The following is a 24,159-nucleotide window of genomic DNA, read 5'->3' as shown; positions in this document are numbered from 1 at the left end:
AGACCAGCACCGCCGGGGCGACCTGAGACACCGGCACCACAAACAATTAAGGAGCAGATATGAAGCTGACCCGCCGCGGTGAAGCTGGTTTTGAGATTCCTCTCGTCGAGATCGACGGCACCCTGTACGACGCCTCCGCCGTGGGGGACTTCACTCCGGAATTCTGGACAGCGAATGGACCCCGGAAGCTGAAGGAACTCGCTGATGAGGGCAAGCTGACGCCCGTCGAGCTCGCAGAGACAGTCAGGTACGGCTCGCCTGTCGCGTCGGCCTCGGCCGTGATCTGCATAGGACAGAACTATGCTGCCCACGCTGCCGAATCCGGGGCCGAACCACCCAAGCAGCCGATCGTCTTCCTGAAGACCCCCAACACCATCGCAGGCCCACATGACGAGGTCACGATCGCACGGGGTTCAGAAAAGACCGACTGGGAAGTGGAGTTGGGCATCGTCATCGGCAGTCGCGCAGCCTACTGCGCGTCAGCCGAGGAGGCCGCTGAGCACATCGGGGGTTATGTATTGGCAAACGACCTCTCGGAGCGCGACTTTCAGCTCGAGGCCTCCGGAGGGCAGTGGAGCAAAGGCAAGTGCAGCCCAGGTTATATGCCCCTGGGTCCATGGATCGTCACAGCTGAGGATCTTGACACCTCGGACTTGAACCTCCGGTCCTGGGTCAACGGCGAGCCCCGCCAGGATTCACGGACCTCGGACATGATCTTCAACTGTGCAGAGATCGTCTATGACCTCTCCCAATACATGCAGCTTGAACCTGGCGACATCATCTCCACCGGCACTCCCGAAGGGGTGGCACTCTCAGGCCGGTTCGCCTACTTGACGCCCGGCGACGTGGTGGAGCTGGAGATTGATGGACTCGGCCGTCAGCGCCAGACCTATCACGCTTGGGGGAAATGACGTGACAGGACGATTCCAAGGGATGGCCGCGCTGGTGACCGGTGGCGCCTCCGGCATCGGTGCCGCTGTGGCCGATCAACTCGCACAGGAGGGGGCCGACGTCTCTGTATTGGACGTGGCCCCCACCCAGTCGGCTCACCATTGGGAGGAGTGTGACTTAGCCGATACTGCCTCGGTGGAGGCCGCAGTTGACGGGGCTCTGAAGCGCTTCGGCCGGCTCGACGTCGTGGTCAATAATGCCGGAATCGGCGCCCAGGGCGATGTCACCGCCAATTCTGACGCGGAGTGGAGCCGGGCGTGGGAGGTCAATGTGGTGGGGATGGCCCGTGTGTCTCGCGCGGCGCTGCCTGCGTTGCGGGAGTCCCCGGCGGCTTCTATCACTAACACGGCCTCAGTGGCCTCCCTGGCTGGCCTTCCTCAGCGAGTGCTTTATTCGGCGACGAAAGGAGCAGTCATGGCTATGACGAAAGCCATGGCCGCCGACCACGTCAGGGAGGGAATCCGGGTCAACTGCGTGGCTCCGGGCACGGCGGACACGCCCTGGATTCAGCGACTCCTGGACCAGGCGGCCGATCCGGACGCTGAACGCGCCGCCCTGGAAGCCCGCCAACCGCACCGCAGACTGGTCAGCGCCGACGAGGTGGCCAGGGCAGTGGCGTATCTGGCAGATCCGGAGAATCGCTCCACCATCGGCGTCTGCCTTTCGGTAGATGGCGGCATGGAAGCCCTGCGATTGCGCCCTGAGTAGGAGACCAGCCGTGTTCGGCATGTCAGGTGAGGCCGGGGGCTGGCACTCGCGACCTGCTGGGGCGACCCTCCCACGCAACAAACGAGGGGACGCACCGCGCTGCAACGTGGAGTTGTCCCATCGTCTTGCCCGCTCATGAGTCTCTGCAGAATTCCGGCGGGCATGGCGATTCTGGGGCTGTGACTTCGCTCCACTAAGAGAGCCGCAGCCGCTGGGCGAAGACCACGGTGTCATCGAGGGTTGCTGGTTGGCCGTCCGGAGCCACGGTCGGACGCTGTCGGATCTCAGCGACCTTGAGCTCCCACTCCGTCAGAGGGTCCAGGGCCTGCAGGTCGCCAACGACCGTGGGCATGTCCGGGTGCTCATGGCCATGCTGGGCCCAGGGAGGCGGCGCGGCGTGGGAGAGGATGAGCAGGTGCCCACCCACTGCCACCTGCCGGGCCGCAGCATGCAGGATGGCTAAGCGGTCCAGTGCCACCGGGGACTGCAGGAAGCAGGCGCTGACCAGGTCGAAGGGACCCGGCGGGAGGTCCTGAGGAAGAACTCCGACCAGGAAGTGTGCTGAGCCGGCCGTGGGGTGAGACTGGGCATCTTCCCGTGCGTGCGCTTCAGCGCGGTGAATGGCGCTTTTGGAGCCGGACGGCCAACGCCTAATTCACCCGCTGAGCAAGAAAGCACTCCTATGCGGGTCCCTCCGCTGACTGTAACCAGCACACAACCCCTTTGTTCAATCGCATGGCTCAGCAGCCCGCGTGCGCTACTTCACGACTCACCACCGTGTTAGCCCTCTATCACCTGACCAAACTATCCACTGCGGACTCTGACTTAGTTGTGGTGTGGTGAAAACAGTCATTTCGTGATCGCTAGCGAAAGCACAACAACCCATGGATCGAAATGCAGACTCTGTCCAGGGCACTATCGGCGACGTTCCTATCTGCAGCGCTTTCCAGACGCAGCCTCATCGGCCAGTAATGGATCACCGAGAACCCATAGGAGGATTCGCCTGGCTGTTGACCTGAGCACCCCTTCGCCGTAGAGTTCACGCATTGAAACTCACGTTCCAATAACCTGTCCTTTGAGTACACCGATTGAAAGAGGTGCACATTGGCTGACGCACAACAAACGGTCGAAGCTGGGAGTTCTGAGGAAATTGTGTCCTCATGGCCCAAGTCCCAACGGGCCTGGCAGCGTACAAAGCGCTCTTTGCCCGGGGGTGTTTCGACAGGCCTCCGAGCATCGATGCCGCCGCATCCCTTGTTTTTCCAAGGTGGTAACGGGTCTCGGCTGACAGACCTTGATGACAATACTTACCTTGACTATGTCCTCGGTTGGGGCCCGGTAATCCTGGGACACGGACACCCTGGACTCACCGAAGCAGTCCAAAACCAGCTACCTCACGGTGCCACCTACGGGGCTGGCCATGTTCTAGAGGCTGAAGTGGCAGAGATGGTGATCGAGCGCATTCCTGGCGCAGAGCGGGTCCTATGGAGCAACACGGGATCGGAGGCCACTCAGGTCGCCCTGCGGCTCGCGCGGGGCGCGACTGGGCGCCGACGTTTCATTAAGTTCGGTGGGCATTATCATGGTTGGTCCGATGCAATGCTCGTGGGATATCGCCCCGGCCCAACTGGCGACCTCGCGAGGGGCAGTGAAGGCCAACCCGAAGCGGTTCTCGATGACGTCACAATCGTTGACTGGGGGGATATTGAGGCGGTGCGGCGACTGCTTCAGGGTGACGAATACGCAGCTGTCTTCTGTGAACCTGTGCTGTGCAACTCGGGAGTTCTTGCCCCGCCGGAAAATTTCTTAACGGAGCTTCGGCGGGTTTGTGACGCGACTGGAACCGTACTCGTATTTGACGAGGTTATAACGGGGTTCAGGATGAGCAGAGGTGGGGCCGCTGAACGGTACGACGTGGAGCCTGATTTGGTAGTCCTTGCAAAGGCCGTGGCCGGTGGTTACCCGCTTGCGGCGGTTGCGGGCCGTGCCGAGTTTCTCGAGCTGACCACAAGTGGAGTCGTGCATGCGGGCACCTACAACGGAAATCCTGTGGTCCTTGCCGCTGCGAAAGCTACTTTGGAGGCCCTAGACGAGCCTAGTGTCTACGAGACGTTCGAAAACCACGGACGCAAGCTAGGCGAAGGGTTCGCCCAAGCACTTACAGCACACGGAGTTCCGGGGACCATCAATCAAGTGGGTCCCGTGGTGCAATGCATGATCGGAGTCAAGGAGGCTGCAACCTTCACTGACTTTCTGGCTGCGGACCAGAAGTTTTACGACAGGCTGTTGGTGCACATGCTTCGTCGCGGGGTCTTCACGCTTCCCGGGGGCCGCTGGTATTTGTCCGCCGCGCACAGCGAGCACGACGTCGAGCAGACGGTGGACGTCTTCGAGGCGGCGCTCAAGGCAACTCTCGCTGACGGCGCAACACCTGCAACGGTTAGTTAGGCCAAAAGCAAGTTGACGAAGGCTGTGATGCTTGACACATAGACTACGCAATACATACCGTTAGATGAAACAGGCGTTGCATAAGCCAGAATAACGCCGACAGGTGAAAGATTCACCTGGCTCCAGCTGAACGGCCGCTCCATAGGGTCGAACATTGCATTAGGTTTAGAAATCCTGCGTATGGCATTTGGAGAAATGAAATGAACATTGAGATAAACCGAGCACTGGTGAACCGACGCCGCTTCTTGCAAGGGTCCAGTAGCCTTGCCTTAATCGGTTTTCTAGCGGCGTGCGCCGACCGGGATGGCTCGCAAGGGGATCCAGCGGAACTAACGGGTGCCTTGGGGCTACTTTTGGGCTCACATATGACGCCAGTCGAAACTGCCGCCCAAACGCATGCTGACGAAACCAACGTGGACTTGGAGATTGAGCATGTGTCTACTCCGGACATACGCAATGTCTTGACGAATGCATTCATGGCGCAACGTTCGCAATGGGATTCGGTCTTCCTCACTGCCGAAGTCGTACAGGAAATGTCTGAGCGGCAATGGCTCACAGATGTCAGCGATTTGCTCAGTGCTCATACCCAGAGGGACGCGTTCATAGCTGGCACAATGACGGCTGCAGATGCAGGGGGGCAGTACCTGGCGGTGCCTTGGAACGTGGGTGCCCCCATCATGCACTGGAACAAGAACCTACTCAGCGAAGTAGGTCTCGACCCCGAAGCGCCTTCAAACTGGCACTCCCAACAAAATTCGTGGGACACCTTTGTTGAGTACGCCAAGGAGCTAACTGGCTCCATCAATGGTCGGAACGTCTACGGATTCACCGATGCATGGGCAGACACGGCAGTGCTCCATACCTGGGGCTCCTTGTTGCAGATGCACGGGGGCCGTTGGTTCGACGATGACGGACGACCCATTTTCAATTCTGAAGCGGGGCAGGAGGCGACTCAAAAGCTTTATGATCTTCTGCACACTCACGAGGTGGTAGATCCGGCGGTAACAACTTATACATGGGTTTTCGACGCCTCTCCGGCCTTCCTGAACGGTACGCGCGCTTTCTTCTTCACTTGGCCATTCATGGCTGGAGTAGCAGCCGATCCAGAGGAATCAGAAATTGCTGGAGACAATGGATTCGCCCCCCAGCCGGCAGTTGAAACAAGTGCATCGGTCGATGGTTCAGAGTTCCTAGCCATTCCGGCTTTCGCAGAGAATACGGGTGAGGCGGAGCGATTCCTGGAGTACATCCTGTCGCCGGAAGTTCAGAAGGAGATCGCAATGGAGGGATGGGCCACTGCCTTCTCCGACGTCAACCTTGATCCGGAGGTCCTCGAGAAGTTTCCTGTAAACGAAGCTGTCGTGCAGTCCTACGAGTATCCGGTGGACTTCGGGTTCAGTCCGGATGCAGCGATGTGGAAAAGCATCCTGGCCGATCAAATCCATTCGGTATTAACAGGCGATGCCGACATTAGCTCCGCACTGGATGAGGCAGTTTCGCAAATCGAGAGCGAGCGCTCCTCTTGAGTCAGGCAACGGAGAAACGAGCCTCAGGGCAACGAGGGAAGGAGACCGCACGATCCGCCAGGCGGCGCGATCAATGGACTGGTCTAGCACTCGTGGCGCCCGCGCTGCTCCTGGTAGGGGGCGTATACCTCTACCCGATTGCGGCCACTCTCGTCTATTCAGTAGCCACGATTGACATCGGTACATATACGATTGAGTCGTTTGTAGGGTTGGACAACTTCACTCGAGTCATCAGCTCCTCAGCTTTCATCCCCACCTTATTGAGAACTCTGTACTTCGGATTGCTGGTGGTATTAATTACCCTAGTTCCGGCGATGTTTATTGCATTATTGCTTAATGAACAGTTTCGCGGCCGCACGTTCGTGCGACTGGTCGTACTCCTCCCCTGGGCAGTGCCACCTGTCGTCGGTGGGGTTCTCTGGGGCCAAATGTTCCAGTCCGAGTTCGGATTCATCAATAGAATTCTAGGAGAACTGGGTCTACCGGACGACACCATCTGGTTGGCAGACCCCGCCCTGGCCCTCCACTCGCTAGCGATAGCCGAGGCCTGGCGTTGGATTCCGTTTGCTACCCTCTTTCTTCTTGCTGGTCTACAGACAATACCCACTAACACCTATGAAGCTGCCCAGGTAGATGGTGCGCATGCACGACAGCGGTTATGGCACATCACAATCCCCCAGCTGATGCCCACGATAATACCGGTTATTATTTTCGTTTTCGTTTGGGCTATGAAGACATTTGACATCATTTTCGTGTTGACTCGAGGCGGCCCAGGCGGCTCAACTACTACGATGAACTATTGGGTTTATGAGCAAGGTTTTGAAACATTCCAGTTTGGCACGGCAGCAGCCATAGCGTGGCTACTTACGCTTGTAACAATTTTAGTAATAGGTATATTGGTCTTAATAAATAGACTTATCTTCGCCAATAAAGAGGTGCGATGAGAGCGACTAAACAGAAGCAGGTGGCCATCTACCTGGCGGCAATTGTGACCGTCGTCCTAATGGGTTTCCCACTATACGGCGTCGTCCTGACAAGTCTTCAACCAGAGTCAGTCATTAGGTCTCCAGAGTTATCGCTCATTCCAACCACTTTGGACTTTTCCCATTATGCGTCACTCTTTAGCGATGGCCACCCCGTTCCGCTGGTCTCGGCCATTGGCAACAGTGTGGTGGTTGCTATGTTCTCCGCTTTCTTGGGAGTGGCGTTGGCCGTGCCAGCTTCGTATGCTCTCTATCGCACGAGCGCCCCGGGACGCCGACTGATGATGGGGGCACTAGCAGCTATTTACGTGTTTCCGACGCTACTATTCATTATACCGTTATATATAATGTGGGTTAATTTGGGTGTTTTCGACACCAGGACCGGCCTCATTATTCCTTATACTGCTTTTGTCCTGCCTGTCATGATTTTTATTCTCGGCACTTTCGTGCGCTCAGTACCTATGGAGGTCGAGGAAGCTGCCCGTATTGATGGGGCTACGACGAGAATGATTCTTACCCGTATTTACCTGCCGCTCATGAAACCGGGAATTTTCGCTGTGCTTATCCTGGGTTTTATTCTCTCTTGGGTGGAATTCACCACTCCATTGTTGTTCACGTCGCAGTTAGACATCATGACCGTTAGTCTGGCGCTATTTCGATCGTCTTTTGACATTCAAATCGGCCAACTGGCCGCAGCGGCAGTGGTCACTGCCATACCGGTCGTTGTGGTGACTGTCGTTTTCCAGCGTCGAATTGTGGGTGTACTGACTGGTGCCGACCGCTGAGGTTATTTTCTTAAGGAGGAAACAAGATGAGTGTTGATTATCATCGAATGACTACGGTGGATGCGCAGGATTTCTGCGCCTCCGACGGGATCGTTATTGTTCCCATTGGCGCCACCGAGCAGCACGGCCCCCATTTGCCGTTAGGGACTGATTTCACTATGGCCGAGACAGTGGCTCAGCGTGCGGCCCAGGACGTCGAAAACGTCGTTGTCACGCCAGCCATTTGGACTGGGTATTCTCCTCATCACATGGAGTACACCGGAACGGTCAGCCTGCGTTCCGAGACGCTGATGGCCATGATTCGGGATGTTGCGGAGTCCTTGTGGCACCATGGTTTCAGGCGAATCCTTTTTCTGAACGGGCATGGCGGGAACATGAACCTGCTCGGTGCGGCTGCTCAGACTCTAAGATTTGAATTGGACGTCAGGATTACAGTAGCTAGTTATTGGTCTTTTGCCAGCGATGCGATTGCTAACTGGCGGAAGTCCCCCCTTGGCGGGATTAATCACGCCTGTGAAATGGAGACCTCCCTGATGCTCACTTCTCATGGTGACCAGGTGAAGCCCGAGCAAGCGACTAATACACCAATCACATTCGCCAATCCATACCTCAGCAACGACCTGCTGGGTTCAGGCGCGGTCGCGACACCCTGGGATTTCGCCGAGGTAACTGCCGACGGGACCCTTGGTCATCCAGAATTAGCCACAGCCGAACGCGGCCGCGAGCTGCTCGAAGCGGTCGTTCGAGGACTGGTTGGCTTCCTGGAGGACTTCAAGAGATGGGACTGGCAGAATCCGCAGACAATCGTAGGGAGGAACGATGCACGTTAAAGATGCATCGATGTGGGCATATCCGTGGGATCTTCAGGATGAGGGCGTTGCAGGAGCTATCCAGAAGATGCACACCGCGGGAATCGGTGACGTCAAAGTCGCCTCCATATACCACTCGGGACGATTTCTTCTCCCTCATAACCCGCGTCGAAAGATTTATTTTCCACAACCGGGCGCACTTTATTTTAATCCGGAACGGTCTTGGTACGACACTGCCCCGATTCAACCACCCATCTGGTCCGAGCTGACTGAACAATTCTGGCCGGAAGTACGGACGGAACTCGACGTCCGTGGGCAGACACTGACAACTTGGTGCTTGGGGTTGCATAACTCACAAGTTGGTTCGACCCATCCAGAGGTCGCAGTGCGCAATGCGTTCGGCGATGTCTTGATGACCGACTTGTGTGCCGCTAATCCTGCGGTTATCGACCTCCTCAAGTGCGCAGTCGGTGACGCAGCTCAGGTTACGGGTGCCGACCGCGTGCTCCTGGAATCCTTTGAGTACATGCCGTTCCAACATGGGTATCATCACGAAGTGATCGGTGTCCCGGTGGCGCCTAGTACAAGCCTGTTGCTGACACTTTGCTTCTGCTCTTGGTGCTCCTCCTCGGCGAAGAAAAAAGACATTGACGTTGACGGCCTTCGAGAGTGGGTCCGTGGGCGGGTGAACCACGACCTTGCCAATCCATTTGCTGGAGCGAAATCGTTGGACTGGGATCGTTTTCGTTCCGGCTACGGTGGTGAATTGGGTCGTTATTGGGACCTGCGAAATCAGGCGGTCGACTACCTACTTACAACCGTCGTAAACGCGATCCGCGCTGTGAGTTCAGCGCGGATCGGTGTGCTAGATTTCGGCCCGATTTACGGTACACCCGTTGACGGTACGAGGTGGCAAAGTGGGCTCGATCTAACCCACCTCGCCGATATTGCCGATGAAGTGCACCCTACTTTCTACTTGGCTGATCCCCAGGCCAATAAAGAATCAATCGACTCGTATCTTGCGGTGTTGCCCCAAGGCTTACCAGTGCATCCCGCAGTCAGAGCGATCTTGCCTCAGGTACACAACGCCACTGCGCTGCAGGAGACCATCGCTCCACTGCAAGGGAAAGTGGACGGACTCTCGTTCTACAACTATGGCTTTGTGGGTGAGCCGGCTTTCGAATGGATCGGACAGGTCGTGACAGATTTCCAGACCAGACAAGGAGTTTGAGAATGGTACACGTGGACGTAGCAATACAACCGATCGTGCTGCGCTTCAGCCTTATCGGCAATGAGATTTCGTACCACTTCGCGGCGGGAGCGGACTCCCAATTGGACGAGATGGAAAAGCGATTCGGGATCGATCCCAAGCGCGACACCGTCTTTGACTCTAATCTCGGGTTCTTGCCGGTGGCTACCACTTTGTTGATCCGAGGAGAGAAGACCATTGTGGTTGACCCAGGAAATCATCACACGTCGAGTTACGGGATATTGCCCAGCGCTTTACACAAGCTGGGGGTGGACACGAACGAGGTTGATCTCGTCGTCGCTACCCATTGCCATCACGACCACATGGCTGGGGTATCAGTCTTCGAAGGTGCCGAACTCGTCGTTGGCGAGGGCGAGCTGGAGTTCGCCCGGGAAATCTATGGGAACTCCAAGACTGAGGCCATGATCAGCGGGGCCGGCTCCACCACGGAAGTTCCGTTGGGGGGAAGCCTGCAGCTTTGCACGGGAGTCCGTGCAATTTCCACACCGGGGCACACGCCAGGATCAATTAGCGTTCTTATTGAGACTGACGTCGAGCGCTACATAGCCACTGGTGATGCAGCCATGACCCGCCGAGAGTTCGAGACCCAGGAACTGGGACATTGGTACGCCGGTGCACAACGTGAGCAGATGGCTCGAAGTCTGCAGGCTATTCACGACCTCAAACCTACAGTTGTTTTCCCCGGCCACGACCGTGCATTTCGTCCAGGTGCACCCATATGAGACTGCGTGCAGGCGTAATCGGAACGGGGCGCATTGGGGCGCTCCATGCGGCGGTCTACGCCCGCGATGCTCGTACTGAACTGGTCGGTGTGGTTGATGCCGATTCGAAGCGGGCAGAGCAAGTAGCCGCGGAGCTGGGGGTAGCCGTATTTCGCAATGCCGAGGAACTCGTCGAGCAGGCCCGCCCGGATGTTGTCACTATCGCTGTGCCGGAACATGCGCGGTTGGAGCCCAGCCTTGTGGTCGGGCGCGCCGGATGTCACATTCTATTAGAGAAACCTTTGACCCCGAGTTTGGCGCAAACCGATGATTTCGTCGACAAGATGGCCGGCTGCGCTGGCACAATTATGGTGAACTTCATATTGCGCAGCGATCCGCGTTTCCTCAAGGTGCAAGAGGCCGTCCAACAAGGGCGGTTGGGCACGGTGCGGACCATTTCCGCACACCGCCGGGGTACGGCCGCTGGAGTCCAACAGTTGGGGCCTTGGACCAATCTGCTGATTTCGACTGCCATTCATGACATTGACGCAATGGCCTGGGTTATAGGTGCGCCAATTACCCGCGTATATGCCGAAGGAATTGGTGGACAATCAGCTCAATGGGGACACGAAGACGCTGTAGTGGCGACGCTGCAATTTGCAAATGGAGTGATCGGTTCGTTGGATACAAGCTGGGTGCTGCCCTCATCTGTGCCGGCGCCACTTGATGCAGGGTTCAAGGTAATTGGCACCGGTGGTTCGGCAACGATCGAAGGGGCCGACCAAGGACTTTCGTTCGTAGGAGAGTGTGGCCTCCAACGTCCGGACCTCGTACATTGGCCCTCTGGTCGGGATGGGGTAGGGGGAGATCTGCGTTCTAGCATTAGCCACTTCCTAGATTGCGTAGAGTCAGGCGGGATTCCGACGATGACGCTAGCCGACGCACGTCAAACTGAGCAGGTTGTTCACGCAATACGTGAGTCAATTCAGACTCGCGCTCCTATCACGATTGACTAGCGTTCGAGCCATGCGCACCGTGGGCTTCCATGAAGCTATTGTCGTGGACTCGGCACGGTTCATGGGCGCGGCCTGGGGAACTAATTGTCAGGCCAAACCTAGCCTCTTGGAGTTGTAGGGCAAAGTTGTCTTGAATGAATTAATAGCGACAGTATGAGGTGATGATCGCAAAAACCACCGAGTATTAGGGAATCCTGTAGGGGCACTGGTCGANAACACAAGGAAGCACAGGCCCTCGACCTCGAAAATCAGAGACCATGAGCCAAGTCAGGTGAAGCCATGATGCCGACCTCGATGCCGACAACCCCCGCGAAAGAGCGTGTGGTCTAGGTACTTATTGGGCGCTGCTGGTGACTGCAGTGAGGCGAAGAGCCGCTGGCAACGCGGAAGCGGTGGACCACTCGTGAATAATGGACACCCAACTACCGGGTGGTTTCTAGTCATGATCGCGACAAATCTCGGAGAATGAAGTACATTTTGTCATCGTGTCGAGTGAAGAAGGGCCCGAGGCGTCGCGCGTTGTCGGCTCAGCGTGCCCGGTTCAAGCAGTTCCGCGAACGTGGCTGGTCGATCATCGCTGCAGCCCCTGAGGTCGGAGTCCCCCGCAGCGCGGGTAATGACTGGCGCCATGGCTAGAATACGTATCGTCACGGTCAAGCAGTCGGAGTCGTGGCTCCGTTGCAGCGACTTAAGATTCGCCGAATCAGCGCCCGAGTCTTGTCCCCGGAGGAGAGGATCCAACTCGCGGATCTGCATCAGCTAGGCGCAAGTATCCGCACGATCGCCACCGAGGTGTCTCGCAGCCCCTCGACAATCTCTCGGGAGTCTTGCCGCACCCTTCGAATGGATGGTACTCACAGGTCCTTTGAGGCCCACCGGTAAGCGGTTGCGAAAGGAGCGCGCCATCACTAGCGTCGGCTGCATACAACTGCGATGCTGGCTGCCGCCGTCGATGAGCTCTTAGCCCAGAGGTGGAGTCCGGACAGGATCTCGCGACACTTGCGCCTCCCTGAGGACCGTTTATGCCGTTGCGCCCCGACAGCATCCACCAGGCGATCTACGAGCCGAGACCGGCTTTCTTGCGGCCGTCTCCGCTGGCGCCGCATTGTCGTGCCCCGCTACGGACCGGCCGAGAGCGCCGTCGGGCCTACCGGGTGCGTCAGCGGCGACGCCCTCTTTTGAGCAGCGGATGCCTGCTGGGGGTTGAACCCCAGTTCAATACCCGAACGCGTCAGGTGCTGAATGACCAGACACCGGCTCGAGGTTTCACCGCACTGGTAGTCCCGTGAAATCCACCCGTGTTGCGCCGTTGGTTAGAACTCGCCCCATCTTTGACAGAAGCAACGAGCAGCTCAATGACCTGCTGCGGCAGTACTGGCGAGCAGAGCGCCGACGTCACCGGGGCCACGCGGATGAAATCGCCCGCATAGCTGTTGTTCAGAAGTGATACTGCGATTTTCTCGGATGGCGCCGCTCTTAGAAACATGAGCAGTGCGATGAACCTCAAAACGTCATGGGCGTAGTTTGTCTTGGTAGTGCATTCACATCTACCGGGGTGATTCCTGGGCCGGCGACCTCAATAACCTCGCCCGCTAGGCGGCCGAAAGCAGCCCTCCAGGCCAGGGCGCCTTTGACCACGATGATACTCGCCCGTGTGGGGTCTATGCCCTGGCTGGTGAACTGTTCGGAGTGGAATGCTGGCGTTCGTTCCGACATAACCAGGAGCGTGACACCGCCGACCTCGATGACTGCCGTGGTGCCCATAGAGAATTCTCGACCGGTCATCCAAGGACCCGCTGTGCGGTAGCGACCATCAGTTATCCGCACGACATGACCCTGGATCGGTACCGGCGTCCCGTGCCGCCTGTCGGTCTTCCCCCCCACCGACGTTTCGATCACCGCGCCTTCTCCCAGCTCTTGGGCAAGCTCCGCGACATCGCGATCGATGATTGGAACTACGGCACCGGACGCCCCACCTCGTAAGAGTTCTGAAAGTAAGGCCGTGCCATCCCCCGGGGAGCCTCCTCCCACGTTGTCGGCCACATCTACCAATACCACTGGGTGGGCCTCGGCTTCCAATGCGCGATCGACCGCGACAGAAGGGCTGTCCCTGACCACTTCGAAATCGTGGGCATGATTTTCGATGTCGGCGACTGTCGCGTCCAACACCTCGGAAGCGGCTTGAGCATGTGCTTCGTCGTGAACGGCCATGACGCTCATCCCTGCCCGAGTGACGTCAGAATAGGCAAAACCCCCGATTACGCACACGCGGTGCAACCCTGCGTCCTTTGCGCGTCTATTCGCGCGTGCTTGCAGAAGACGCATGGGGTCGAGGTCTGTACCTTGAGCGATAGGGGCGACTAGTAAAGGAACCTTACGGATTTGAGAGCGTAGTGGGGTGCCGCCGAGCACGGTGGTGAGCAATTGCGCGGCTTCCACCCCTCGTTCACGCATATCAATGTGTGGATACGTGTCGTAACTGACGAGCGTGTCTATGCCCGCGATGAGTTCTGGTGCTGGATTCGCGTGCAAGTCCAAGACTCCCGAGACTGGGATCTCCCCGAGAATTTCCCGTACCAGTCCCAACGCACTGAGCTCCGCGTCTTTGAACTGTTTTGCGACCATTGCGCCGTGCAGATTTAGCAGAATCCCATCGAGGCCCCCTGCACGAATCAATTCTTGCCGTGCCCGGTCGAGAAGTTCCCCCATAGTATCTTCTTCGATGGGTCCCGACGGCCAAGCGCCCGCGGAGAAGATGGGGACAAGATCGAAGTGTGTAGCGTCGAGGAAACCGCCAATTACAGAACCCACATGGGCGTTCTTCTCCGCCAGGGCCGAGCCGGCAGACAACTCAAACTCGCGAAACTGCTCAATAGTGGTTGGCGAGGTGGAGAAAGTATTGGTCTCATGCCAAAAACCCAGGATGCCCACACGCCGACGGCGGATGCTACTCACTTCTCGATACCTCCCAGTCAGGAAAGACGCATAGTGTTCAAAGTGGTTACTGGACTTGCATTCCGAGGTCTAGTCAGTCAACTTCTCCCTGGTGGGCGGTCATCCCCGCAATTTGCGGGCGATAGCTTTGGCCGTGCGCTTTAGGTCAGTTGCCACTTCGTCGATACGTTCCACTGGCATACGATCAAGTGGCGCGCTGACGCTAATGCCCGCCGGGAATGGAATATCGGGTATAACGACGGCGATACATCGCCCCGCCATCTGGTTTTCCTCATCGTCCATGGCCCAGCCTCGTGCTCGTACATTCTCGAGTTCAGTTAGGTACAAGCCCATGTCGGTGATTGTTGCGGAGGTGAATGCGGGCATGCCCCCCACCTTGAGGATCGAACGCACTTGCTCATCAGGCAGTTGAGCGCACATTGCCTTCCCCAGCGCCGTGGCGTGGACGTGTCCCCTTTCCCCTACTCTGGCAGCCAAGCGCATCATATGGGGGGACTCAACGACAACTGTATGAACCACGTTGCTGCCATCCAGGACCCCCAGATTTACAGTTTCTTTGAGCCGATCCCGTAGAGCAGTAAGACCCGGCCGGGAAGCTTCGCTCAGCTGATCTATCGCGCGAGTGTCCTGCGGGCGGAAGGCTAAGCCCAATCGATACGCCCCACCATCTGAGGTTCGCTCGACGTAATGTCGAGCTTCGAGTGCGGCGAGGTAACGGAATGCTGAACTCTTAGGCAAATGAGTGGCCGCGGCCACATCCGGGAGGGCTACCGGCTCCGAGGCGTTGGTTAGGGTGTCCAGGATGTCACAAACTCGATCCACCGCGCGGATCGGATAAACGCCCTGAACCGGATCTGTACTTTCTTCTGTGTTGGTCACACTTCCCCTTGACTTGGCCGGGTGCGATCAGATGCAGCGATGCTTCGCGTCGCTACTTGTATGACAGTACACGCGAAACCTTAGCGACTAGAGACTTTCAGTGTTCCACTCACTGGATAGTGTAGTCTATACAGTGGATTGCTGCCCAGCATGCGAAGAGACATCCGTAGTGCCAGGTCCAATGTGGCCTGTCAATTGAGGCGAAATACTAGAGGAGAATCTATGCCACGCACTCCAGTGACCGGCAACATTCCCGTGAGCCACTTGCCCTTCTCTCCGGCTGTCCGGGCAGGCGATTTCATTTTTGTGTCCGGCCAAGCTTCCGTGGACGATGCGGGAGCATACGTTGCAGATGATTTCGCAGGCGAAATGGCACGTTCAATGGCCAATGTCGAGCGTATCCTCGGTGCTGCAGGGGCTACCCTCGACGACGTCGTTCAGGTCCGCTCATATCTGGGAGATATGGCCTTTCGAGATGAATACAATGAGCTCTATCCCGATTACTTCAAAGAGCCGTTGCCGGCCCGTACTACTACTTCTGGTGGCATCGGATCACTGAAATATGAGGTCGATGTGGTCGCCTACCGGCCCTCGTCGTCATGAAGATTGCCACACTAGGAATCAGCCACGAGGCCAATACTTTCTCCACTAGTCTCGCGGACCTGGAAGAGTGGCAATGGGCGGGAATCCTTCTTGGTCCGGAGATTGTGGAGCAATATGGCGACGCTGAGGCTACCATCAGCGGCTTTCTTGAGTTGGGTCACAACGAGCTCACTATCGATGTGGTGCCGCTACTCTTTTCTCGTGTAACTCCAATGGGTCCCATTACCGCCGATGCTTTCGAATACCTACTTGGGCAGATGCTGGATCTGTTGAGGGATCATGGTCCGTGGGATGGCGTTCTCCTCGCATTGCACGGTGCCGCCGTTTCCACCGAACACCCCGACGCTGATGGTGAGATCATTCGCCGGGTGCGCGAGCTTGTTGGCCCGCAATGTCTCATCGGAGTCACGTTAGACATGCACGCTAACGTCTCTGATCCCATGCATCAGGGCGTCGATGTCATGACCGTCTATCAAACGAATCCTCACATTGACGCTCGTGAACAAGCGAAACGTGCAGGGATCCTCATGGTTCAAACACATCGCAACGAGGTTCGCCCGACTTCGGCCTTTGAAATGATACCCATTGCGATAAATATTCTGCGACAGGGCACATCAGATTTCCCAATGAGCAAGATCTTGGCCGCAGCTAGAGCTGAAGAGCAGAGGCCTGGGGTGCTCTCAGTGAGCGTGGTCGAGGGCTACCCCTACGCCGACGTGCATGAGATGGGTATGAGTGTTGTTGCGATCACAGATAATGACGATCTCCTAGCAAGACAGATCACGAGTAAACTCACGAATCTTATATGGGATCTCAGGGAGCACTGCGAAGGATTCGGAGTCCCTATCGAAGAGGCGGTGCAACACGCAGCCGACGCCAAGAGAGGCCCAGTGGTGTTACTAGACACTGGGGATAACGTGGGAGCTGGGAGTCCCGGTGACTCCACACATATACTTTCCGCCGCCCAACGGATTGGTGTGCGAGACATGTTCTGTTCCATCAGCGATCCCGGTGCGGTCCAAACGTGCATGAGTGCTGGAGTCGGTAGTATCGTCGAGGTCCATGTTGGCGGCAAGACCGACGATCTCCATGGGACGCCGGTCCGTGTTCGTGGCCAGGTCCGGCTCCTGAGTGACGGGCAGTGGGAAGATACGGAGTCCACCCATGGAGGCTTTCGGTTCTTCGACACCGGCCCGACGGCATTGTTGCGCACCGATGATGATCACAATTTATTGCTGGCATCCAGGCCCCATGGGAATGTCAGCCTTCAGCAATTACGCGCCGTCGGGCTCGACCCTATGCGTCAACGTGCAATCGTGGCCAAGGGGGCTAATTCTCCGCGTGCGGCATTCGAGCCTATTGCTGCTGAAATGATCTATGTCGCCAGCCCCGGGGTCACCAGCGCTGACTTGTCGACGTTCACCTACCGCCACCGCCGCCAACCGATGTTTCCCTTCGAAACTTAGTTTGAAACGCTTTCCACGCCCAGATTGAAAGTAGATCATTGGTTGGTGCTGGGCTTGAGCGGGACTTGACCCTCCCACATTAGTTGTCCCCAAACGTTCGAAAGAGGAACTTTATGCGTCTGGCAAACGTCGCGAACCGCGCCACCCTCGTCACCGACGACAGCACCCTGCAAGCAACTGCGGGAACCGATGTTGCAACTGCATCCAATGGTCAATTTGGACCTAGCCTGGCAGGTATCTACGAGGTTTGGAACGAGTTTCAAACTTGGGCCGAGACGGTAGAGGTGGCGACGTCGGAAGCGTCCCCCGTGGACCCCCTGCACCTGGGTCCTCCTACGCCCGAGCCTCGGCAAATCGTCGCCGCGGGTCTTAATTATGGTAAGCACATCGACGAGTCGGGATTCGACCGCCCGGATGAGCTGCCGCCGATTTTCACGAAGTTCGTCTCATCGCTGAGCGGCCCGCTTACTGAGGTGAATCTTCCGGCTGGAGGACACACAGACTGGGAGATAGAACTCGGGGTAATTATCGGCTCTAGGCTCTCTCAGGTGGATGAGGCCTCGGCCATCCGTGGAATTGCCGGATACACTGTGACTCAAGACATCTCTGAAAGGGTTTTGCAGTTGCGCGGTCCTGCCCCACAGTTCTCTTTGGGTAAGTCTTTTCCGGGTTTCTTACCAAGTGGACCGTGGCTTACAACGCTGGACGTCCTGCCCGACAAAGATGACCTCACTCTTGACTGCGAGATTAACGGCGAGTCTGTGCAACACTCCACTACGAAGTCCATGCTGTTCCCAGTGGGCGCTCTGCTTGCAGAACTATCCGCGGTCATGACTCTTTTCCCAGGGGACCTTGTGCTGACTGGCACTCCAGAGGGGGTCGGGCTAGGCCGCACTCCGGAGCGTTGGCTGCAGCCGGGTGACGTTCTCACCTCGCGCATCACGGGTCTCGGGGAGCTCCGCCAAACCTTCATCGCTAATTAGACGCGCAATCGAATCCCCATGCGGATTGAAAGGGGGAAGGGTAGTGGTCGACTACGGCACTCTGCCCGATTCCGAATGCTCCCGTTGGAAGATATAGACCCCGCCCTGTCCACCGCCCTGCAGGATGCGGTTGACGACGTCGGCCTCCGGGCCAGCGACCGGCTGGCCGCCGCTCATGATGCCTCACATTATCTGCTGACCCCGCAGGCGGTGGTCCAGCCTGCTTCGATTATGGAGATGAGGGCACTGTTCGACGTCGCTCGACACAACGGCGTGCCTCTCACGTTCCGCTCCGGAGGCACAAGTCTGTCGGGTCAAGCTGTCACTGATGCGCTACTGGTTGACACGCGCCGTCGCTTCCGGGACATCGCGGTGTCTAATGACGGTGCTACGGTTCGCTGCGGCCCGGGTGCAGTGCTACAAGCAGTTAATGCGCGGCTGGCCCGCCATGGTCGCAAGTTGGGTCCTGACCCGGCCAGTGAAATCGCATGCACTATCGGGGGAGTGGTGGCCAATAACTCTTCGGGCATGGCCTGCGGCATTGAAGCCAACACTTACCGCACCCTGGACTCCCTAGTTCTTGTGCTGCCTAGTGGGACTGTGGTGGACACCGGCATACCCGACGCTGACGCGGTCCTGCGCCGTGACGAGCCTAGGATCCATTCTAGTCTCAAGGAGCTGCGGGACGAGCTGCGCAGCGACCAGAATATGGTCGCACGCATCGAAGAATTGCACTCCATCAAGAACACCATGGGGTACGGTCTCAACTCTTTCCTGGATTTTGACGAACCGGTCAAGATTCTGGAGCGTCTCTGTGTCGGCAGCGAAGGGACTCTTGGGTTCTTGGCGGAGGCAACCTTCCGCACCCTCCCTGTTAAACCACACACGGCCACCGGCTTGCTGATCTTCGAAGACCTGGACGCCGCCACCGCCGCACTGCCACGTTTGGCGGCTACAGGAGCGGTTACGATCGAGCTGATGGACGCTACCAGTCTGCTGGTGGCCCAGCGTGACCCTGCCTCCCCGGAAGAAATTTTGGCTCTCAAGGTCCACAACCATTGTGCGCTGTTGATGGAGTTTCAAGAACAAGAGAAGGAGGAGCTGATTGAGCGTCTCGAGGTCGGCGCACCGGTGTGGGCAGGCCTTCCGCTCACCACTGCGGTCGAGTTCACCACCGATCGCGCACGGCGAGCCGCTTTTTGGCGCACCCGTAAGGGGTTGTTTGCCGCGGTGGCGGGCAGTCGGAAATCAGGCACCACCGCGCTGCTGGAGGACATTGCAGTGCCACTGAACCGGCTGGGCGAGACTTGCCGGGCGCTCACTACACTGTTCAACAAGTACGGCTACGCCGACGCGGTAATCTTCGGCCACGCGAAAGACGGCAATATCCATTTCATGATCACCGAGGAGTTTGCCGACCACGGTCAGGGTGTGGCGCGCTACAAGGCCTTCACCGAGGACATGGTCGATGCGGTACTCTCCCGCGGTGGAACGCTGAAGGCCGAGCATGGCACCGGCCGCGTCATGGCTCCCTTCGTCCCGCGCCAGGTAGGTAAAGACCTCTACCAGGTCATGTGGCGCATCAAAAACCTCCTTGACCCCGACAACCTCCTTAACCCCGGGGTGCTGCTCACTGCGGACCCGGAGACCCATTTGCGCCATCTGAAGACGACACCAGAGGTGGAGGAGGAGGTCAATCGCTGTGTCGAGTGCGGCTACTGTGAACCAGTCTGTCCTAGTAAAGACCTCACCACCACCCCCCGGGAGAGGATCGTGCTCCGCCGTGAAATAGCCCGGGCGGAGGCCGCCGGTGAGACTGGCCTGGCTGCCACGCTCCGGGAGGAGTATCAGTACGACAGTATCGACACCTGCGCGGTGGACGGCATGTGTGAAACGGCGTGTCCGGTGTTCATCAACACAGGCGACTTGGTCCGCCGATTGCGGGAGGAAAACAGTACACGCCTCCAGCAGCATGCGTGGAATACCGCGGCGCAGAGCTGGGGAACGGCCAGCCGCGCGGGTGCGCTCGCTTTGACCGTCTCCAATATGGTCCCTTCACCGTTACCCACCGGAACCTCAGCGGTTGCTCGCTCCGTGTTGGGGGCGGAGACCGTGCCCCTGTACACCAAGGATCTTCCGCCGGGGGGACGACGCCGATCCGTCATCCGACATCCGCAGGCTGAGTTTGTGTGGTTCTCCAGTTGTACCAACACCATGTTCGGCGCTAACCCCGAGTCGGACATTCAACCTGAGGCCCCAGGGGTCGCTGGAGCGTTCCGTCGGCTGTGCGCTCAGGCTGGAATCGCCTTGCGGACTCCACGCGATATCCCCGCGCTGTGTTGCGGGACGCCGTGGAAATCTAAGGGCCAGAGTTCCGGCTACCAGCAGATGCGCACGAAGGTGCTCAAGTCTCTGAATGACGCCACCGTAGGCGGCAGTATCCCAGTTGTCAGTGATGCCTCCTCCTGTACTGAAGGCCTGGAGAGTCTGCTTGCCGACAGCGAGCTCGAGGTCATAGATGCTGTGGCTTTCACTGCCGATACGTTATTGCCCGCGCTAACGGAGAAGGGACTCTTACCGATCGTTGACGCCAGTCGTATCCCCTCATTGGCTCTGCATCCGACCTGTTCCTCCACGCGGGGCGGGAGCAATGCCGCCTTGACCCAGATCGCTGAGGCCGTCAGCGGGACCGTGTACATTCCGGATTCCTGGAGCTGTTGCGGCTTCGCCGGTGACCGTGGCATGCTCCGGCCCGAGCTGACCGCCTCGGCGACCGCCGTCCAGGCTGTTGAAGTACGGGAGTTTGGAGCCCACGCTCACGCCTCGACCAACCGCACCTGTGAAATCGGAATGTCTCGTGCCACCGGTGAGCCCTACCGTCATATCATCGAAATCCTCGAGGACGTCACGACCTAACTCGACATTCCTCGCATGGCAACGAGCCCGCGCCAGCGGGATCAGGATCAAGTCGGCCACCGGTGAGACCATCAACGAACTGGTCCGTAGGATGAAGATGTTCTTTCGACCGACTCGCGGCATCAGCGCTTCACCAATCCTGGTGCCTCCGGGCACCGAGGCGTGGGAGGTTTGCCGTGGATCATCCGTCACGAGGCGGCGCACATCAGGCCAGGATGGGCAAAGAGCAGATCACGCCCAGCTCCCATCCGAAGAAGGTCCTGGTGATCGGAGCCACCGGGTACATCGGCGGGCGCCTGGTTCCGCGTCTGCTCCAAGCCGGGCACCAGGTTAGGGCGGCAGCCCGGTCCGTGAACAAGATGCAGCATGCTCCCTGGGCTGATCAGGTAGAGATTCGCCACGTGGACCTCGAGGACAACATGGGGCTCGACGACGCCATGCGCGGCATGGAGGTGGTCTACCTCCTGGTGCACGCCATGGGTGGCGGGGGTGACTTCGAAGAGCGCGAAGCCGAGTCCGCACGTCAGATAGCTGCCGCTGCGCACCGAGAGGGTGTCCGGCGCATCATCTACCTGGGCGGTCTGCACCCGGACGGCGTGAAGCTCTCCCCGCACATGCGCTCGAGGGCCGAGGTGGCCAGAATCTTGCTCGAGTCCCCCGTCAGCACCGTGGCGTTTCAGGCGGGAATCATCATCGGTTCCGGCTCTGCGTCTTTCGAGATGATCCGCCACCTGGCATTGGCCCTGCGAGTCATGCCCGCCCCCGACTGGGTCGGCAACCAAGTGGAGCCGATCGCCATCCGCGATGTCCTGCACTACCTCCTCGCCGCCGCCGACACCCCCGAGGACATTAATCAGATACTCGACATCGGCTCAGGGGAGGCGATGAAGTACTCCGACGTCATGAAGGAATTCGCCGACATCGCGGGCCTTCATCCGCGGAGAGTGCTCGCCCTGCCACTTCCAGCGGCCACACTTTCAGGCATATGGGTAGGACTGGTCACACCCCTGCCCATGGCACTCACCATTCCACTGGTACGTTCCCTGCAGAACGACGCCGTGACCAATAACAGAGATGTGGACCAGTTCATCCCACCCCCACCGGCAGGTCTGCTGAACTACCGGGAGGCGGTGACACTCGCGCTTCGCCGCGAGAATGAGGGCGAGGTGGACACCACGTGGGACGCTGATGTGGGCCCCCTTGATCAGTCCGCCGGCTCGCTGCCTTCGGATCCGGAATGGGCGGGGCTTCCCCGGTTTGAAGATGTCCGCAGCGTCGAAACCGATCAGGTCAGTCGAGAGGCAGTCTGGGACGTTGTGGAAAGCATCGGGGGTGCCAACGGGTGGCACTCTTGGCCTTGGGCGTGGAAAATTCGCGGCGTGTGGGACAAGCTGGTCGGCGGCGTCGGTCTCAACCGTGGACGCCGACTGCCGGATTCGCTGCGGGTGGGAGATCCCGTGGACTGGTGGCGGGTGGAGAAACTGGAGCCGGGACACCGCCTCCTGCTGCGGGCAGAGATGAAAGTCGCAGGCCATGCTTGGTTGGAGTTCACTGTGGAGGACGCCGATAATGGCAGGCCCCGCGGCACCATCCGGCTGACCCAGCGGGCAGTGTTCTACGCACAGAACATGCGCGGCCGCCTGTATTGGGCTTCCATGGCACCGTTCCACCGGGCGATCTTCCCCACCATGCTGCAGAACATCATCGAGGCCGCCCGGCAGGCCGAGTCAGCCACAACGCCAGGTCCGACGGAAGAAGTTCGATGACTCGGACGCTTCACTGGTTCCGCGATGACCTCCGCGCAGCGGACAACCCCTCATTGCTGGCCGCGCGGAAGCACGCGGAAGCGCCCGGAGACATTTTGGGGGTCTACATCCTGGATGAGCACACCCCCGGCATCCGCCCCCTCGGCGGTGCCGCGAAATGGTGGTTGCATCAGGCGCTGTGCTCACTTCGGGAGAATCTGGCTGCCTGCGGAATTCCGCTCCTCATTCGCCAAGGAGGCCCCCACGCACTGCTGCCGGCGCTGGCGGCGGATACCGGCGCGGACCGGGTGCACTGGTCGCGCCGGTACGGAGGAGCCGAGCGCGAGCTCGACGCCGGTGTGAAGCGAGAGCTGAGAGATCGGGGTCTCACCGCCGAGAGTTTTTCAGCAACCCTGCTGCATGAGCCTTGGACCATCCAGACCACCACCGGCGGCCCGTACAAGGTCTTCACCCCTTTCTGGAAAGCACTCAGTCAGCGGGACATTCCGCCGCCGCAGGACGCCCCGCAGCCGTTGGGGGAGTTGAACCAATCCACTTCTGCCCTCACCGAATCAGGGGTGTCTCTGGGCGAGATCGAGAGCCTCAGCCTGCAGCCCACCGCCCCAAACTGGGCGCACACTTGGCCCACGATCTGGGACCCCACGGAGGCGGGCGGCCATCATCGGCTCGAGACGTTCATTGAAGAGCAGGCCGCCAGCTACCACGATCAGGCACAGTACCCGGGGGCTGGCGCGACGTCGCGGCTGTCTGCCTATCTGCGCTTTGGGCAGTTAAGTCCCCAGCAGGTCTGGCACTCCGCCGGTGCCGTCCCCCACGCCGAGAGCAAGACCCGGTTCCGCACCGAATTGGGGTGGCGGGACTTCAGCTGGCACCTGCTCTATCACTTCCCCGAGCTGCCTCGTTCAAACATGCGCGCTGAATTCGACAACTATCCCTGGAAGGTGCCGGAGGAGGACCCGCAGACCTTTCGCGCCTGGACTGCCGGCCAGACCGGGTTTCCGCTGGCGGACGCCGGACTCCGCGAACTGTGGGCGACCGGCCATATGCACAATCGCGTGCGCATGGTGACAGCCAGCCTATTGGTGAAAAACCTCGGCATCCATTGGCGTGCCGGGGAAGCGTGGTTTTGGGACACCCTGGTCGACGCCGATGCCGCATCCAATCCCGTCAACTGGCAGTGGGTGGCGGGAAGCGGGGCCGACGCCGCGCCCTACTTCCGGATCTTCAACCCAGAACGGCAGCAGAAGCGGTTCGATCCCGACTTCCGGTATATCCGCACCTGGGTCCCCGAACACGACAGCGCAGAATATCCCGAACCGTTGGTGGATCTTCAGCTCTCGCGGCAGAACGCCCTGGCTGACTACGCTGCCCTCAGGGGAGACGGCCGCTGAGCA

The 24,159-nt window shown here is 58.8% G+C and carries 20 protein-coding genes; 17 read left to right on the top strand and 3 right to left on the bottom strand.

The annotated features are described in order from the left end of the window. Positions 1-59 precede the first annotated feature (59 nt). Both FEF27_RS00415 and FEF27_RS00410 read left to right on the top strand, forming a co-directional pair. A complete protein-coding gene (locus FEF27_RS00415) occupies positions 60-911 on the top strand; it encodes a fumarylacetoacetate hydrolase family protein (RefSeq protein ID WP_138168853.1) in 852 nt (283 codons plus the stop codon). A 22-nt stretch (positions 912-933) separates the two neighbouring features. Beyond that, positions 934-1,659, top strand: a complete 726-nt coding sequence (locus FEF27_RS00410) for an SDR family NAD(P)-dependent oxidoreductase (protein WP_243728923.1) — start codon at positions 934-936, stop codon at positions 1,657-1,659. A 193-nt stretch (positions 1,660-1,852) separates the two neighbouring features. Here the strand turns inward: FEF27_RS00410 and FEF27_RS00405 are convergent, their stop codons facing one another. Next, the gene (locus FEF27_RS00405) at positions 1,853-2,137 is read right to left on the bottom strand and encodes a hypothetical protein (protein ID WP_138168851.1); all 285 of its coding nucleotides are present in this window, start codon (positions 2,135-2,137) and stop codon (positions 1,853-1,855) included. 761 nt (positions 2,138-2,898) lie between these two features. Between FEF27_RS00405 and FEF27_RS00400 the strand changes: the two genes are divergently transcribed. From FEF27_RS00400 to FEF27_RS13820, 9 genes are all read left to right on the top strand, one after another. After that, positions 2,899-4,107 (top strand): aspartate aminotransferase family protein, encoded by a 1,209-nt coding sequence (locus tag FEF27_RS00400; protein WP_138168850.1) that lies wholly within the window; start codon positions 2,899-2,901, stop codon positions 4,105-4,107. Between the two features lie 200 nt (positions 4,108-4,307). Further along, a complete protein-coding gene (locus tag FEF27_RS00395; RefSeq protein WP_138168849.1) occupies positions 4,308-5,633 on the top strand; it encodes an extracellular solute-binding protein in 1,326 nt (441 codons plus the stop codon). A 92-nt stretch (positions 5,634-5,725) separates the two neighbouring features. Then, positions 5,726-6,577: a carbohydrate ABC transporter permease gene (locus FEF27_RS00390; protein ID WP_138168848.1), complete on the top strand. Its 852-nt coding sequence runs from the start codon at positions 5,726-5,728 to the stop codon at positions 6,575-6,577. A gap of 20 nt (positions 6,578-6,597) precedes the next feature. Next, on the top strand, positions 6,598-7,401 hold the full coding sequence (locus FEF27_RS00385) for a carbohydrate ABC transporter permease (protein ID WP_166429862.1): 804 nt from the start codon (positions 6,598-6,600) through the stop codon (positions 7,399-7,401). 26 nt (positions 7,402-7,427) lie between these two features. Continuing rightward, positions 7,428-8,231, top strand: a complete 804-nt coding sequence (locus tag FEF27_RS00380) for a creatininase family protein (RefSeq protein ID WP_138168846.1) — start codon at positions 7,428-7,430, stop codon at positions 8,229-8,231. Then, the gene (locus FEF27_RS00375; protein WP_138168845.1) at positions 8,221-9,441 is read left to right on the top strand and encodes a hypothetical protein; all 1,221 of its coding nucleotides are present in this window, start codon (positions 8,221-8,223) and stop codon (positions 9,439-9,441) included. Before FEF27_RS00380 ends, FEF27_RS00375 begins: the two co-directional genes overlap by 11 nt. An 11-nt stretch (positions 9,442-9,452) precedes the next feature. Next, entirely contained in the window at positions 9,453-10,202 is a 750-nt protein-coding gene (locus tag FEF27_RS00370; RefSeq protein WP_208009540.1) for an MBL fold metallo-hydrolase, read from the top strand. After that, positions 10,199-11,197, top strand: a complete 999-nt coding sequence (locus FEF27_RS00365) for a Gfo/Idh/MocA family protein (RefSeq protein ID WP_138168843.1) — start codon at positions 10,199-10,201, stop codon at positions 11,195-11,197. The genes FEF27_RS00370 and FEF27_RS00365 overlap by 4 nt, the downstream gene beginning before the upstream one ends. Before the next feature lie 669 nt (positions 11,198-11,866). Next, positions 11,867-12,079, top strand: coding sequence for a helix-turn-helix domain-containing protein (locus FEF27_RS13820; protein WP_138168842.1), 213 nt, complete (start codon positions 11,867-11,869; stop codon positions 12,077-12,079). A gap of 621 nt (positions 12,080-12,700) precedes the next feature. Here FEF27_RS13820 and FEF27_RS00355 read toward each other — a convergent pair. Both FEF27_RS00355 and FEF27_RS00350 read right to left on the bottom strand, forming a co-directional pair. After that, positions 12,701-14,152 (bottom strand): M81 family metallopeptidase, encoded by a 1,452-nt coding sequence (locus FEF27_RS00355; protein ID WP_138168841.1) that lies wholly within the window; start codon positions 14,150-14,152, stop codon positions 12,701-12,703. 99 nt (positions 14,153-14,251) lie between these two features. After that, positions 14,252-15,031: an IclR family transcriptional regulator gene (locus FEF27_RS00350; RefSeq protein WP_138168840.1), complete on the bottom strand. Its 780-nt coding sequence runs from the start codon at positions 15,029-15,031 to the stop codon at positions 14,252-14,254. Between the two features lie 222 nt (positions 15,032-15,253). On the opposite strand from FEF27_RS00350, the gene FEF27_RS00345 reads away from it, so the two are divergent. From FEF27_RS00345 to FEF27_RS00320, 6 genes are all read left to right on the top strand, one after another. After that, the gene (locus FEF27_RS00345) at positions 15,254-15,634 is read left to right on the top strand and encodes a RidA family protein (RefSeq protein ID WP_138168839.1); all 381 of its coding nucleotides are present in this window, start codon (positions 15,254-15,256) and stop codon (positions 15,632-15,634) included. After that, the gene (locus FEF27_RS00340; RefSeq protein WP_138168838.1) at positions 15,631-17,100 is read left to right on the top strand and encodes a M81 family metallopeptidase; all 1,470 of its coding nucleotides are present in this window, start codon (positions 15,631-15,633) and stop codon (positions 17,098-17,100) included. The genes FEF27_RS00345 and FEF27_RS00340 overlap by 4 nt, the downstream gene beginning before the upstream one ends. A 113-nt stretch (positions 17,101-17,213) precedes the next feature. Beyond that, positions 17,214-18,083, top strand: a complete 870-nt coding sequence (locus tag FEF27_RS00335; protein ID WP_138168837.1) for a fumarylacetoacetate hydrolase family protein — start codon at positions 17,214-17,216, stop codon at positions 18,081-18,083. A gap of 75 nt (positions 18,084-18,158) precedes the next feature. After that, entirely contained in the window at positions 18,159-20,999 is a 2,841-nt protein-coding gene (locus FEF27_RS00330) for an FAD-binding and (Fe-S)-binding domain-containing protein (RefSeq protein WP_138168836.1), read from the top strand. Positions 21,000-21,175: 176 nt separating this feature from the next. Beyond that, positions 21,176-22,765 carry an SDR family oxidoreductase gene (locus tag FEF27_RS00325; protein ID WP_341805532.1) on the top strand — a complete coding sequence of 530 codons (1,590 nt, stop codon included), beginning with the start codon at positions 21,176-21,178 and terminating at the stop codon, positions 22,763-22,765. Further along, positions 22,762-24,156, top strand: a complete 1,395-nt coding sequence (locus FEF27_RS00320; protein WP_138168835.1) for a cryptochrome/photolyase family protein — start codon at positions 22,762-22,764, stop codon at positions 24,154-24,156. The genes FEF27_RS00325 and FEF27_RS00320 overlap by 4 nt, the downstream gene beginning before the upstream one ends. Positions 24,157-24,159: the final 3 nt, after the last annotated feature.

This window comes from Nesterenkonia sphaerica (assembly GCF_005771565.1).
Classification (GTDB): Bacteria; Actinomycetota; Actinomycetes; order Actinomycetales; family Micrococcaceae; genus Nesterenkonia; species Nesterenkonia sphaerica.
This window is presented reverse-complemented; position numbering and strand designations above follow the sequence as displayed.